Origin of the sequence: Palleronia salina, from assembly GCF_900141995.1 — a bacterium.
GTDB lineage: Bacteria > Pseudomonadota > Alphaproteobacteria > Rhodobacterales > Rhodobacteraceae > Palleronia > Palleronia salina.
This window is the reverse complement of record NZ_FQZA01000005.1, coordinates 185,598-200,232: the sequence shown is the minus strand read 5'-3', so window position 1 is coordinate 200,232 and position 14,635 is coordinate 185,598. Positions and strand designations below refer to the sequence as shown.

Here is a 14,635-nt window from a genome sequence, read left to right as displayed (position 1 = left end):
AAGATCAGGTAAACCGATCCGCCACCGAGGCCGCCCCATGCCGCACGCACTTTCCGACCTTCTGGACCGCCGCCAGCCGGGCTTCTCGCTGGAGCGGCCGTTCTACACCGACCCCGCGATCTACGTCGCGGACCTTCAGGATATCTTCTACCGCGAATGGCTTTTTGCCTTGCCCGCCTGCCAGCTGGTCAAGACAGGATCCTATGTCCGGCTCAGGATCGGCGCCTACGACGTGGTCGTGGTCAAGGGCGCGGATGGCCAGGTCCGGGCCTTCCACAACTCCTGCCGCCACCGCGGCTCGATCCTGTGCGCGGCATCGCAGGGGCAGGTGGCCAAGCTGGTCTGCCCCTATCACCAGTGGACCTACGAGTTGGACGGCCGGCTGTTGTGGGCACGCGGCATGGGCGACGATTTCGACGCCGCGAAATGGGGCCTGCGCCCCGTCCACCTGCGCGAATTGTGCGGGCTGGTCTTCATCTGCCTGGCCGAGACGCCGCCCGATTTCGACGGTTTCGCCGAACTGGCCCGCCCGTATCTCGAGGTGCACGACCTGCACCGCGCCAAGGTGGCCCACACCACGACCATCACCGAGAAGGGCAACTGGAAGCTGGTGTGGGAGAACAACCGCGAATGCTATCACTGCGGCGGCGCGCATCCGTCGCTGTGCCAGTCCTTCCCCATCGACCCCGAGATCGGCGGCGTGACGGCGGATGGCGGCGCCTCGCCCAAGCTTCAGGCGCATTTCGACAAGTGCGCCGCCGCCGGGGCCCCCGCCCAGTTCCGGATGGAAGGCGACGGTCAGTACCGCGTCGCACGGATGCCGCTGAACGAGGGGGCGGTCAGCTATACCCTGACGGGCCAGCCCGCGGTGCGCCGTCCGCTGGGCCGGGTCGCCATCCCCGACGCGGGATCTTTGCTGATGTTCAACTATCCCTCGACCTGGTGCCACTTCCTGCCCGATCACTCGCTGACCTTCCGCGTGACGCCGGTCGGCCCGCAGGAAACCGAGGTGACCACTACGTGGCTGGTGGATCGCGACGCGGTGGAGGGCGTCGATTACGATCTGAAGACCCTGACCGAGGTCTGGCTGCACACCAACGACGAGGACCGCGAGATCGTCGAGGCGAACCAGCAAGGCATCAATTCCCCCGCCTACACCCCCGGCCCTTACAGCAGTCTCGAGGAATCGGGCGTGATCCAGTTCGTGGACTGGTACGCGGCGACCATGGGACGCGCGCGCGGCCCCCGCGCCGTCGCGGCGGAGTGACGCGATGAACACCCACAGCCAGCCCCGCCTCGCCTTCTGGAACGACGACGAACCGCTCGAATGCGTCTCGACCCTGCCCGAGGCGCCGAACGTGGTGACCTTCACCTTCCAGGCGCCGTCGGGTGCGCTGTTCTCGTTCAAGCCGGGCCAGTTCGTCACGCTGGAACTGCCGGTGGCCGGCGGCCCCCTGCACCGGACCTACACGATCTCGTCCTCGCCCTCGCGGCCCACCTCGCTGACGATCACAGTCAAGGCGCAGGACGCGTCGCTGGGCACGCGCTGGATGCTCGACCACCTGCGGCCCGGCATGCGGCTGCGCGCGACCGGGCCGGGCGGGACGTTTTCGTACCTGAACCATCCGGCCCAGAAATACCTGTTCATCTCGGCCGGGTCGGGCATCACGCCGATGATGTCGATGACCGCGCATATGTACGATGCCGGGCGCGATCCGGACATCGTCTTCGTCAACTGCGCCCGGCGGCCGTCGGAGATCATCTTCCGCGAGCGGCTGGAGCATATCGCGTCCCGCAGCACCGGGATCGAGCTGGCGTGGGTGGTCGAGGGCACGGACCCCTACCAGCCCTGGACCGGCTATCGCGGCACGTTCAACCAGCTGATCCTGGGCCTCGCCGCGCCCGATTACCTGGACCGCGAGGTGTTCTGCTGCGGCCCCGAGCCGTTCATGCAGGCCGTGCGCGAGGCGCTTTACGGTCTCGGCTACGACATGGACCGCTACCACCAGGAAAGCTTCCATGCCCCCCTGCCCGACACCTCGCAGGTGCCCGAGGACGTCACGCTGGACGACGCCGAGATGGCCGAGGTCGAGTTCACGGTCTCGGGCAAGCAGGTGAAGGTCGCGCAGACCGAGACGCTGCTGGCCGCGGCCCGCGCGGCCGGCGCCCTCCTTCCGGCGGGCTGCACCTTCGGGGTCTGCGGGACCTGCAAGGTGAAGAAGGCCGAGGGTCACGTTCACATGGTCCACAATGGCGGGATCACCGAAGACGACATCGCGGCGGGATACATCCTCGCCTGCTGCTCCAACCCCATCGGCAAGGTGAAGATCGAGGCATGAACACGCAAACGTCCACAGCGCGGGATCCGCTTTTCCAGCCCTACCAGCTGAAGCACCTGACCCTGAAGAACCGGCTGATGATCTCGTCGCATGAACCGGCCTATCCCGAGGATGGCATGCCGAAGGACCGCTATCGCGCCTACCATGTGGAGCGGGCGCGCGCGGGCGTCGGCCTGACGATGACCGCAGGGTCGGCCAGCGTGTCGCGCGACAGCCCGCCGGTCTTCAACAACATCCTCGCCTGGAAGGACGAGGTCGTGGACTGGATGAAAGCCCTCACAGACGAATGCCACGATCACGACTGCGCGGTGATGATCCAGCTTACCCATCTCGGTCGCCGGACGCGCTGGGACAAGGGCGACTGGCTGCCCGTGGTGTCGCCGGGGCACGAGCGCGAGCCGTCGCACAAGGCCTTCCCGAAGAAGGCCGAGGACTGGGACATCGCCCGCCTTGTCGCCGACTACGCCTCGGCCGCGCAGCGGATGCAGGCGGCTGGCCTCGACGGGATCGAGCTGCAGGCCTACGGCCACCTGATGGACCAGTTCTGGTCGCCGCTCACCAACGATCTCGACGGGCCCTACGGCGGGCCGAGCCTCGACAACCGCCTGCGCTTCACCTTCGACGTGCTGCGCAAGATCCGCGAGGCCTGCGGCCCCGACTTCATCGTCGGCGTGCGCTACACGGGCGACGAGGACCTGGCGGGCGGGCTGACCAACGAGGACGGCCTCGAGATCTCGCGCCGCCTGAAGGACAGCGGGCTGGTGGATTTCCTGAACGTGGTGAAGGGCCATATCGACACAGACGCGGGCCTGACCGACGTGATCCCGGTGCAGGGGATGCGGTCGGCGCCGCATCTGGATTTCGCGGGCGAGATCCGCAAGGCCACGGCCTTCCCGACCTTCCACGCCGCAAAGATCCAGGATGTGGCCACCGCGCGCCACGCCATCGGATCGGGCAAGCTGGACCTTGTCGGCATGACCCGCGCGCACATGGCCGACCCCCATATCGTCGCCAAGATCCAGCGCGGGGACGAGGCGCGCATCCGCCCCTGCGTCGGTGCGAACTACTGCCTCGACCGGATCTACCAGGGCGGCATGGCCCTGTGCGTGCACAACCCGTCCACGGGGCGCGAGCTGGAACAGCCACACGAGATCGCCAGGGCCGAGAAGCCCCGCAAGATCGTGGTGATCGGCGCCGGCCCCGCCGGGCTTGAGGCCGCGCGCGTCGCGGCGGCGCGCGGGCACGACGTCGTGGTGCACGAGGCCGCGAACCATCCCGGCGGCCAGATCCGCCTGACCGCGCAGACCGAGCGGCGGCGCGAGATGATCCAGATCATCGACTGGCGCGTGGCCGAGTGCGACCGCGCGGGCGTGCGGTTCCACTACAACAGCTTCGCCGGCCCCGAGGACGTGCTGGCCGATGGCCCCGATGCCGTCATCATCGCCACGGGCGGCCTGCCCCATACCGAGGTGCTGGAGAGCGGCAACGACCTGGTCGTTTCGGCCTGGGACATCCTGTCGGGCGACGTGGCGCCCGGCGAAAACGTCCTGATCTACGACGACGCGGGCGACTACCCGGCCTTGCAAGCCGCCGAGCGCATCGCCAAAACCGGCGCGCGGGTCGAGATCGTGACCCGCGACCGCAACATCGTCTCCGAGGTCATGGCGATGTCGCTGACGCCGTCGTTGCGGATCCTGCAGGACCACGACGTGACCTTCACGCCCACCTGGCGCGTGGATGCCGTGAGGCGCGACGGCAACCAAGTGGTGGCCACGCTGGGCAGCGACTACGGCGCCTTCACCCGCGAACGTCGCGTCGACCAGGTGGTGGTCAACCACGGCACCCGGCCGCTGGACGACTTGTATTTCGACCTGCGCGAGGGTTCGAGCAACCGTGGCGAGGTGGACCACGAGGCGCTGATCGTAGGGCGTCCGCAGACCGTGACGCGAAACCCCGACGGTCGCTACCAGCTGTTCCGCATCGGCGACGCGGTCGCAGCCCGCAACACCCACGCCGCGATCTACGACGCGCTCAGGCTGGTCCGGACGCTCTGACGGCGGCGGTCGCCCCCCTCACACGATGGTCTGTTCCCAGATATTCGCGGTGGCGTCGTCGAACTGGAAGTACTCGACGTTGGTCAGCGTGTCGGTGTAGCCGCGGCCGGTGATGGTCACGTCGGTGGCCGAGGTGCGGGTGATCGTGTACTCCGACAGCGTGCCGTCGTAGAGCGCGTAGTCCGACGCCGCGCCGCCGTCGATGTAGTCGTTGCCGTCGCCGCCCTCGATGTAGTCGATCCCGCCGTAGCCGTAGAGGAAATCGTCGTCGCCAAGGCCCGCGAGCTGGTTGCGCTCGGAATTCCCCTCGAGCCGGTCGCGATGCTGCGTGCCCACCAGGTTCTCGATCTCGAAATAGAGGTCGCGGATCGCGTCCCCGCCCGAGCCGTAGCCCGTCTCCTGGCCGTTGAACTCCCCCGCGCCGTTGCGCAGCGACGCGATGACGCCGGTGGACGACTGGAAATAGGTGACCGTGTCGATCCCGTCGCCGCCGTAATAGCGCTCGCGCCCGCCGGTGGAGCCCACGAACCAGTCGTAGCCCCCCAGCCCGCGGAAGTCGTTCTGGTTCGCGTCGCCGTAGAACACGTCCTGGTAGGACGAGCCGGTGACCCGCTCGATGCTGGTCATGTCCAGCCCCGCGGCATAGCCGGTGGCGCTGGCGGGGTTGGCAAGGTCGAGAAGGATCCCCCCGACCGCGGCCGGCGCGGGCGGCGCGCCCGCGTCCGAGAAGATGTCGAGCACCACCGGCGCGCCGCTGCCGCCCCATTCCAGGAAGGTGATCATGTCCTGGCCGTTGCCGCCGTCGATCGTGTCCTGGCCGTCCGTGGCGATGAACCAGTCGTAATCGCCGAGGCCCCGCAGCTCGTCGTCGCCGTCCGACCCGCGCATGACGTCGGCGAAGATCGTGCCGGTCGCCCGCTCGAAATTGGTGATCTGGTCCACCTCGCCGCCGAAGATCTCGGCCGTGCCCGCGCCGAGGTCGAGGTCGAGCATGAAGTCCACCACGCGCCGCCCGGCGACCTCGGGCTGGTCGGAGTAGGACACCATGTCCCGATCCGCCCCGCCATCCACCGTGTCGTTGCCCCGCCCCGGCACGATCCAGTCGAAACCGGCATAGCCGTTGATCAGATCGGCCTCGGACGAGCCGTAGAGCACGTCGTTGGGGGCGCCGCCCTCGACCCGGCGATCGGTCAGTTCCGCGTCCTCGTCGAGCAGCCACACCGTGCTGTCGTCGAAACGGACCTCCTCGATCCGGTAGCGTTCACCCGAGAAATGACTGACGAGCCGGACGACATCGGTGCCGTTCGCGTGGGTCAGGTAGAGATCCGAGAACTGCCGCGACGCCGTGATGTCCGCGGCACGGACGCCCGCGCCGAACAGGATGCGGTCCGGCGTTTCGGATCCGTCACTGGACCAGTCGTAGTTGTAGATCGTGTCGCTGCCCCAGCCGGCCTCGAAGACGTAGGTGTCCGTGTCGTATCCACCTTCGAGCCGGTCGTCGCCGGTGCCGGCATGCAACGTGTCCATGCCGTTATCGCCGTAGAGCCGGTCGTCATCCCCGTCGCCGTAGAGAAGGTCGTTCCCGTCCTCTCCATAGAGGTAATCGTTCCCGTCGAGCCCCCGCAGCGTATCGTCGGCCGCGTCGGTCCCGTAGAGCGAGTCGTCGCCGGCGGTGCCCCGCTGCGACATCGCGAAGAGCTCGGCCGCGGTCCAGACCGTGCCGTCACCGAAGCGCACGCTGTCCACCTGGTAACGTTCGCCCGAGAAGTGACTGGTGACGCGAAGCGCGTCGGTTCCATTGGAATGGCGCAGGATCATGTCAGACGACACGCGCGAGACGGTCATGTCCGCGGCGTCCACGCCGTAGCCGAAGATGACCGCATCCGGTGTGGGCGTTCCGTCACCGGAATAGTCATAATTGCTGATCGTATCGCTGCCCCAACCCGCGACGAAGAGATAGGCGTCGGTGCCATTCCCGCCCTCGATCCGGTCGTCGCCCGTCCCGCTGTAGAGCGTATCGTCGCCGTCACCGCCGTAGAGCCGGTCGTTGCCCGGCCCGCCAACCAGACGGTCCGCGCCCTCTTCGCCGTAGAGGTAATCGTTGCCGTCCAGACCGTCGAGCGTGTCAGCCCCCTCGGTGCCATAGAGCGTGTCGTTGCCGGACGTGCCCTGCTGGGTCATTGATTGCAGCTGCGCCGGTGTCCAAATCGTGCCATCGGCGAACCGGATCTCGGCCATCTCGTAGCGTTCGTCCGAGAAGTGGTTGTCAATCCGCAGGATGTCCGTGCCGTTGGAATGCGTCAGGTACAGGTTGGACCCGATGCGCGACACCGCGATGTCGCCCGCCGCGACGCCGGCGCCGAAGATCACGACGTCGGGCGTGGCGGCCCCGTCACTGGACCAGTCGTAGTTGCCGATCGTGTCATTGCCCCAGCCCGCATCGAAGACGTAGGTGTCGATGCCGTTCTGCCCTTCGAGCCGGTCGTTCCCGGACCCGCCGTTCAGCGTGTCGTTGCCGTCTCCGCCGAAGACCCGGTCATTGTCGGCACCGCCCGACAGATCGTCCGCCCCGTCCTCGCCGTAGACGCTGTCGGCCCCGCCCAGTGCGTCCAAGGTGTCATCTCCGTCGGTGCCGAAAAGCGAATCGTTGCCCGCCGTGCCCTGCTGCGTCATCAGCAGCAGCTGCGCGGGATCCCAGGTCGTGCCGTCGGAGAAACGGACCTGCGACACCTGGTAGTTCTCGTTCGAGAAATGGTTCGAGACGATGATCCGGTCCGTCCCGTTGGAATGCGTCAGGATCAGGTTCGAGCCGGACCGTGACGCGGCGATGTCACCGGGATCGATGCCGGCCGCGAAGATCGCGACATCCGGCGTCACGGCCCCGTCGCCGGACCGGTCGTAATTGTAGATCGTGTCGTCACCCCAGCCCGCGGCGAAGAGATAGGCATCGGTGCCGCTTCCACCATCCAGGCGGTCATTGCCGGCCCCGCCGTGCAGGGTGTCGTTGTCCTCTTCGCCGTAGAGCCGGTCATTGCCTTCCCCGCCGACCAACCGGTCCGCGCCGACGTCGCCGTAAATGTAATCGTTCCCGTCCAGACCATCGAGCGTGTCCGCTCCCTCGGTCCCGTAGAGCGTGTCGTTACCGGCCGTGCCCTGTTGCGTCATCAGCGCGATCTGGGCTGGCGTCCAGACCGTCCCGTCGTCGAACCGCACCTCGGCGATCTCGTAGCGGGTGCCGGCGAAATGGCTAGTGATGCGCACCTCGTCGGTGCCGTTGGCGTGGATAAGGTACAGGTCGTTCGAGATCCGCTTGGCCGTGATATCGCCGGCCAGAACGCCGGCGCCGAAGGTCAGCGGGTCGGGCGTCGCGGCCGGGTCGTCCGAGTTGTCGTAGTCGGAAACGGTATCCTGGCCCCAGCCCTGGGCGAAAACGTAGCTGTCGGCGCCATCGCCGCCCTCCAGCCGGTCGTTGCCATCGCCCCCGTCCAGCGTGTCGTTGCCGGCCCGACCGTACAGGCGGTCGTTGTCGTCGCCGCCGGAGAGGTCGTCGGCGCCGGCCTGCCCGTCGATGTAGTCCGCGCCCGCCAGACCATCGAGCGTATCGGCGCCCTCGGTCCCGATGAGCGAGTCGTTCCCCGCGGTTCCCTGCTGGGTCATCAGCAGCAGCTGCGCCAGGTCCCAGACCGTGCCGTCGTCGAAGCGGACTTCGTTGACCTGGTATCGTTCGCCCGAGAAATGGCTGGAGATCCGCAGGGAATCGCTGCCATTCGCATGGGTCAGGACCAGGTTGTTGCCCGTCCGCGACGCGGACAGGTCCGCCGGGTTCACACCCGCGCCGAAGATCACGACATCCGGGGTCGGGGCGTCAGCGCTGGACCGGTCATAGTTCTCGATGGTGTCGTTGCCCCAGCCGGCCTGGAAGACATAGGTACCGGTGTCATTGCCACCGTCCAGCCGGTCGTTCCCGGCGCCCCCTTCGAGGGTATCGTCGCCCGCACCGCCATAAAGCCGGTCCTGGTCGGCGCCGCCCGACAGATCGTCGGCGCCGTCTTCGCCGTAGAGATAGTCATCCCCGGCCAGGCCATCGAGCGTATCCGCACCGTCCGTCCCGTAGAGCGAGTCGTTGCCGGAAGTGCCCTGCTGGGTCATCCGCTCGATTTCGGCAAGGCTCCAGATCGTGCCGTCGGCAAAGCGGATCTGGAAGACCTCGTAGCTCGGGCCCGAGAAATGGTTGATGACCCGGAGCGAGTCAGTGCCGTTCGAATGCTCGATCACCAGGTCGGACCGCAGCCGCGAGACCGCCAGGTCAGCGGGCGCCACCCCGACGCCGAAGACGATCACGTCCGGCGTCGCATCGCCCCCACCGGAATAGTCGTAGTTCGCGACCGTGTCGTTGCCCCAACCGGCTTCGAACACGTAGGTATCCGTTCCCGCCTCGCCTTCCAGGCGATCGTTGCCCGACCCGCCGTCGAGGGTATCGTCGGCATCGCCGCCATAGATCCGGTCGTTGTCGGCCCCGCCCGACAGGCTGTCCTCGGCGCCCTCACCGTAGAGATAGTCGTCCCCGGCCAGACCCGTGAGCGTGTCCGCGACGTCTGTTCCGAACAGCGAGTCGTCCCCGGCCGTTCCCTGTTGCGCCATCGCCTGAAGCATGGCGGCGGTCCAGACGGTCCCGCTGGCGAAACGCACCTCCGAGACCGCGTAGCGGTCTCCCGAGAAGTGCCGGCTGATCCGCAACGCGTCCACGCCGTTCGCGCGCTCGAGCATCAGGTCCGACAAGACGCGCGACACCTGGATGTCGCCCGCATCGACGCCCGCCCCGAAGATCACCACATCCGGGGTCGCCGCTCCGTCGCTGGAGTAGTCGTAATTGCTGATCGTGTCGCTGCCCCAGCCGGCGCCCAGCATGTAGACGTCCGTGCCGTTCCCGCCCTCGAGCCTGTCGTCCCCGACGCCGCCGGTCAGCGTGTCCGCGCCGTCGCCGCCGTAAAGACGGTCGTTACCTGCACCGCCCGACAGATCATCGGCGCCACCTTCGCCGTAGATGTAGTCGTTTCCGCCCAGGCCCTGCAGCGTTTCGTCGATGTCGGTGCCGTAGAGCGTGTCGTTGCCCGCCGTGCCCTGCTGCGTCATCACCTGGATCTGTGCCGGCGTCCAGATCGTGCCGTCGGCAAAGCGCACCTCGGCCACCTCGTAGCGTTCGCCCGAGAAATGGCTGCCGATCCGAAGACTATCGGTTCCGTTCGAATGGGTCAGGACCAGATCGTTCGAGACGCGCGAGACCGTCAGGTCCGCGGGATCGACGCCGATGCCGAAGCTGACCACGTCCGGGGTCGCCGTGCCGTCGTTGGTCCAGTCGTAGTTGTTGATCGTGTCGTCGCCCCATCCCGCGTCGAACACGTAGAGATCGGTGCCGTTGTCCCCCTCCAACCGGTCATCCCCGGCGCCACCGTTCAGCGTGTCATCGCCGTTGCCGCCGAACAGGCGATCGTACTCGGCCCCGCCCAGCAGCGAATCCGCGCCATCCTCGCCGTAGATGACGTCGCGCCCGCCCAGACCGCTGAGCGTGTCGGCCAGGTCCGAGCCGTAAAGCGTGTCGTCCCCGCCCGTGCCCTGCTGGGTCATCAGCTGAAGCTGCGCCGGGCTCCAGGTCGTGCCATCAGCGAACCGGACCTCGGCCACCTGGTAGCGGTCACCGGAGAAATGGTTGGTGATCCGCACAGCGTCCGTGCCGTTGGCATGGGTCAGCAGAAGGTCGTTCGAGACGCGCGACACCACCAGGTCCGCGGGATCGACGCCGATGCCGAAGCTCACCACGTCCGGGGTCGCCGTGCCGTCGTTGGTCCAGTCGTAGTTGTTGACCGTGTCGCTGCCCCAACCCGCATCGAACAGATACGTGTCGGTGCCGTTGCCCCCTTCGAGCCGGTCGTCCCCGGCATCGCCGTTCAGGGTGTCCTCGCCATCTCCGCCGAACAGCCGGTCGTCGTCGGCCCCGCCCGAGATACTGTCGGCGCCCTCGCCGCCATAGATGGAGTCTTCGCCGCCCAGGCCCGTAAGGGTATCGTTTCCATCGGCACCGTGGAGGGTGTCGTCACCTTCGGTCCCCGCCTGCGACAGCAGCTGAAGCGCGGCCCGGTCCCAGGATGTGCCGTCCGAGAACTGCACCTCGGAGATCCCGTAATTGTCCCGGGCGAAGTGATTGCGGACACGCACCTCGTCCGTGTCGTTGGAATGGGACAAGACCAGGTCGGACCCGACACGCCGGACCATCAGGTTGGCGGGCGTGGTTCCGGGGCCAAAGGACAGGATGTCCAGCGCCGCGTCGCCCGAACGGTTGTAGCTTTCGACAGTGTCGTCTCCCCAGCCGGGGTCGAAAACGTAGGTGTTCGCCCCGTCGCCACCATCCAGCAGGTCGTCGCCGGACCCGCCCTGCAGCGTGTCGTCGCCCTCGCCGCCGTAGATCTTGTCGTTGTCGGCACCGCCCGACAGGTCGTCGGCACCTTCATCGCCGTACAGGAAGTCGTCGCCCGCGCCGCCCACACCGGTATCGTTGCCGCCGCCCAGGCGGATGTTGTCGATCCCGCCAAGAGCATCCACATCGTCCGCGCCGGACCCGCCGAAGATATAGTCGTCGCCCTCGGTCGGCGTGTTCAGCGTGTCCATGATGTCGGCGCGGGTCCAGATCGTCCCGTCGGCGAAACGGACCTCGTCGATCGCGAACGAGCTTTCCCCCGCCCGGTCGAGGAAACTGCTGATCGTGATGGAGTCCGTTGTGCCCTCGATGGTCAGCACCAGGTCGAAGTAATTCCGGCTGATCGACACCTGCGACGGCACGATGCCCGCCCCCAGCACCAGCACGTCCGGCTGCGCCGGATCGATCTGGTTGTCGAAGTTGTTGATGGTGTCGGCCCCGTCCCCGAGGTTGAACTGGTAGACGTCGGCCCCGGCGCTGCCGGTCAGCACGTCGTTCCCGGTGCCCCCGATCAGGGTATCGTCCCCGCTGCCGCCGGTCAGGGTGTCGTCCCCCTCGAGCCCGATCAGCACGTTGGCGTCATTGTCGCCCCGCAGCGCGTCACGGCCGGGCGTCCCGGTAAAGTTCGGCGCCCCGGCCGAGGCCAGGACCAGGTCCAGCCCCGCACCCTCGGGGTCCCCTGCCGCGCGCAGCATGGCGAGCAGGTCCTCGCCATAGGCGCCACCGTGGGAAATTCCGGTGACGAAGCGGACGAACTCGACCTGGAACGCGGCCTGGTCGGCCTCGTAGAGAAGCTCGAACTCGGCGACGAGCGCGGTGACGTCGATCACCAGGCGCGAGCTTGCGTCATCCCACGCGAAGGACAGCAGATCGTACCAGTCCTCGTAGATCGTCTGCGCATCCAGCTGCCCGCGCACGTAGGACACGAAACCGTTGAAGGCATCCAGCAGGATGGCCGCGGCGGGTCCGTGCGGGTTGCGGTCCAGCTCACCCCAGCACCAGATGCCGACATAGCCTTCGCCGATGATCGCCTCGAGCTTGCGGGCGTCCCCGATGACGTTGCCGTAGATCTGGGTGGCGGCGCGCGACAGGGGATCGACGTCGAAGACACCGGCCCAGTGATAGACGATATCCAGCAGCAGCCCCTCGCGCTCAACCTCGCTTTCCGACGCCATGTAGGCACGCACCGCCGTTTCGAGCGGGCCGTCGGCGTCATGCGCCATGGCCTGGTGCAGGCTCATCACGTTCCCAGCGCCCGAGATGTCGGGCAGCTCCTCGAGGATATCCAGCGGCACCTCGATCTCGTCCATGAACCGGGTGTCCGCGCTGTCCGTCTTGAACCAGACGTCCGTCATGTCGCGGGTTTCGCCACCGGTGGTCGTATAGGACCCCTGCTGGCGATGCTCGTTGCCGCCGTCATCGACATCGGTCGAGGTGACGAAATCGGTCGACAGGCTGGCCACCCCGGCCAGGCCCAACGCGACGACTTCGCCCTCTTGCGCGACGCCGTCGGAATTGGCGTCCTGCCAGATCCTGAGATCCGAGAACAGGGCATCCTGGTCGTCCACCACGCCGTCGCGGTTGGCATCCATGTCGACCAGCGCCTCGAACCCGTGCGCGGCGGTGCCGCCGCTGCCCAGCTCGGTGAAGTTGCCGAACAGCTCGCTGCCCGAATCGATCTGGCCGTCGCCGTTGCGGTCGACGACCAGGATTCCGTCATTCGCGTCGGCCCAGCCCGTCGCCTCGGCAAAGCGGTTGCCGTCCAGGTCGAAATACGTGCCCAGCGCGATGGTGCGGGTCGTCACGCCGTTGCCGTCGAGATCGAGGATGATCGGGCTGCGCGTGACGGCGGCCTCGTCGAAGAAGCCACGCAGGTAGTTGACGAAATCGACGGTCTTGCCGCCCAGGTACTCGGCCACGTCGCGGCCGTCTTCCCACAGGTCCCGGACCCCCTCGACATAGCGGTCCGACAGGTCGCGCAGGTCGTTCCAGCGGTCGCCCAGCCATTCCTGCGCCGCGCTGCCGAAATCCTGAAGGTTCTCGACGGCATAGTCGAAGGCATCGTTCGCCCATTGCTTGCCGTCGTTCCAGAACTCCTCGGCGGCGTCCTTGACCTTCTGCATCCCGTCCAGCAGCGCGTCGCGCGCCTCGGCCAGCTTCGCTTCGGCAGCGTCGCGCGCTTCCTCGAGGAAGGTGGCCACATCCTCGCCGAACTGGGCCACGCCGTCGCGGGCCTCTTTCGCAAGGTCGGTCAGGCGCTGCTTGGTCTCCTCGGCCCACTTGTCGAAGGCCTCGATCCCGTCATCCGCCCATTCGCCCAGCTTGTTCAGGCCCGCGTCGACGGCATCGCCGAACTCGCTCGCCGCTTCCGAGATCGCCGTTCCGGCGGCATCCAGCTTGTCCGATGTCCATTCGGTGATGTCGTCCCAGTTCTCTTCCACGTAGTCCCAGGCCGTGGAAATGCCGTAGCCGACACCGACGGCGACCGCACCGCCGATGATGATCGGCGCCGCCGCGGTCGTCGCCACGCCCAGGGCCGTGGCCACGGCGGCCGTCGCCGCGCCCCCCGCCAGGCCGCTGAGCGTGATGCTGGTGGCCTGCTTGCCCAACTCGGACACCCAGTTGTCGCCGTTGCGGTAATCGTTGACGACGGACGCGCCCCCCAGCACGACGTCCAGCGGACCGGCACCGACCTTGCTGAGCGCCTTGGCTCCGGGGATCTTGTTCAACTAGCCAAGCGCGCCGGACAGCTCGGACCCGCCCTTCTGCAGGGCGGCGAGATACTGGTTGCTGGATCGCGCGGCATCATCGAGGAACGGCGCCCAGCGCGCGATCGCGTCATTGCCGCCCTGCTCGTACAGTTCGATCAGGTACCGATTGATGGTCGAGGAATAGCGCGCCGCTTCCCCCTTGGCCGCTGTCTGAAGCGCGCCGGTAACGACTCCGGCCTCGTTCGAGGTGGCATAATCGATCGCGTCGGGCGGACGGGGGGTTTCGTTTTCCATTTGAAATATATCCCGAAAATGAAAACCGATAAGGTTGAACGAAAATACGCCTACAAGAAAGTTTCGCCTGAAAGTTGCTTCGAATCAAGTTTCGAAGCGCCCGCCACACGAAGTTTCCGATCTCCGGCGGGCCCAGCCGGACCCTAAGAACAATGGTTATAGTGGGTTACGTCAATTCCCGCCTCGCCCTGCCAGCCGATGTCGCGCGCGGATCTCAATCCTGTCGCTGACTGACCTGGAAAACGATAAAAAGGGCGATCAGTCCAGCCGATAATCCCGGCATGATTGAAAAGCCTCCACAGGTTCGCGTTGCCAGCGCAACCCCGGTTCCCGCCAGCAGGATGACGGTCACACCCGACCACAGCAGCCAGGCGCGCGGCACCGGCTTCAGAACAAGGGACGGCTGCCAGAGGCGCGCGGTCGCCAGGGTCGCGGCGGTGGACAGCGCAGCGCCCACAAGCCAGAGCAACGCCGACCGGCCGAACCCGCAGGTCTCGAAGAGATGGGGCAGGCTGCCCAGCAGGACACCGAATGTCAGGGCCACGCAAATCGCCGCCTCGGCCGCGCTAAGCGGCGTGCGGAGCCCCTTCGAGAGCAGCATCCCCGCACCGCCCAGCATCACCATCGCGCCACCCGCGGCCCCGGCCACGCCTTGCGCGATGCTGATCTGCAGCAGGAACAGCGCCGTCAGCAACACGGCCAATTTCAGAGCGATCGTCATGCGTCCCCGGTCCCGTCCGGCCACCGCCCAAGGGCGACCCCACC

Annotated in this window: 6 protein-coding genes; 3 read left to right on the top strand and 3 right to left on the bottom strand. The window is 67.1% G+C overall.

Going from position 1 to position 14,635, the window contains the following annotated elements; translation table 11 throughout:
• The first annotated feature begins 37 nt into the window (after positions 1-37).
• From BUB76_RS09700 to BUB76_RS09690, 3 genes are read left to right on the top strand one after another with little or no spacing between them, the layout of a single operon-like run.
• Positions 38-1,267, top strand: a complete 1,230-nt coding sequence (locus BUB76_RS09700) for an aromatic ring-hydroxylating oxygenase subunit alpha (protein ID WP_073128580.1) — start codon at positions 38-40, stop codon at positions 1,265-1,267.
• Between the two features lie 4 nt (positions 1,268-1,271).
• Entirely contained in the window at positions 1,272-2,339 is a 1,068-nt protein-coding gene (locus BUB76_RS09695) for an FAD-binding oxidoreductase (protein WP_073128579.1), read from the top strand.
• A complete protein-coding gene (locus BUB76_RS09690; protein WP_073128578.1) occupies positions 2,336-4,393 on the top strand; it encodes an NADH:flavin oxidoreductase in 2,058 nt (685 codons plus the stop codon). The genes BUB76_RS09695 and BUB76_RS09690 overlap by 4 nt, the downstream gene beginning before the upstream one ends.
• A gap of 18 nt (positions 4,394-4,411) precedes the next feature.
• On the opposite strand, the gene BUB76_RS17660 is transcribed toward BUB76_RS09690, so the two are convergent.
• From BUB76_RS17660 to BUB76_RS09675, 3 genes are all read right to left on the bottom strand, one after another.
• Positions 4,412-13,594, bottom strand: a complete 9,183-nt coding sequence (locus BUB76_RS17660) for a calcium-binding protein (protein WP_073128577.1) — start codon at positions 13,592-13,594, stop codon at positions 4,412-4,414.
• Complete coding sequence (locus tag BUB76_RS09680) at positions 13,595-13,870, bottom strand: hypothetical protein (RefSeq protein WP_073128576.1); 276 nt, start codon at positions 13,868-13,870, stop codon at positions 13,595-13,597.
• Between the two features lie 214 nt (positions 13,871-14,084).
• Entirely contained in the window at positions 14,085-14,591 is a 507-nt protein-coding gene (locus BUB76_RS09675; protein WP_073128575.1) for a hypothetical protein, read from the bottom strand.
• Positions 14,592-14,635: the final 44 nt, after the last annotated feature.

What these genes read in the sequence shown, in the direction of transcription:
- BUB76_RS09690 (WP_073128578.1), top strand. Translation starts at nt 2,336, where the DNA reads ATGAACACGCAAACGTCCACAGCGCGGGATCCGCTTTTCCAGCCCTAC.
- BUB76_RS09700 (WP_073128580.1), top strand. Translation starts at nt 38, where the DNA reads ATGCCGCACGCACTTTCCGACCTTCTGGACCGCCGCCAGCCGGGCTTC.
- BUB76_RS09695 (WP_073128579.1), top strand. Translation starts at nt 1,272, where the DNA reads ATGAACACCCACAGCCAGCCCCGCCTCGCCTTCTGGAACGACGACGAA.
- BUB76_RS09675 (WP_073128575.1), bottom strand. Translation starts at nt 14,591, where the DNA reads ATGACGATCGCTCTGAAATTGGCCGTGTTGCTGACGGCGCTGTTCCTG.
- BUB76_RS09680 (WP_073128576.1), bottom strand. Translation starts at nt 13,870, where the DNA reads ATGGAAAACGAAACCCCCCGTCCGCCCGACGCGATCGATTATGCCACC.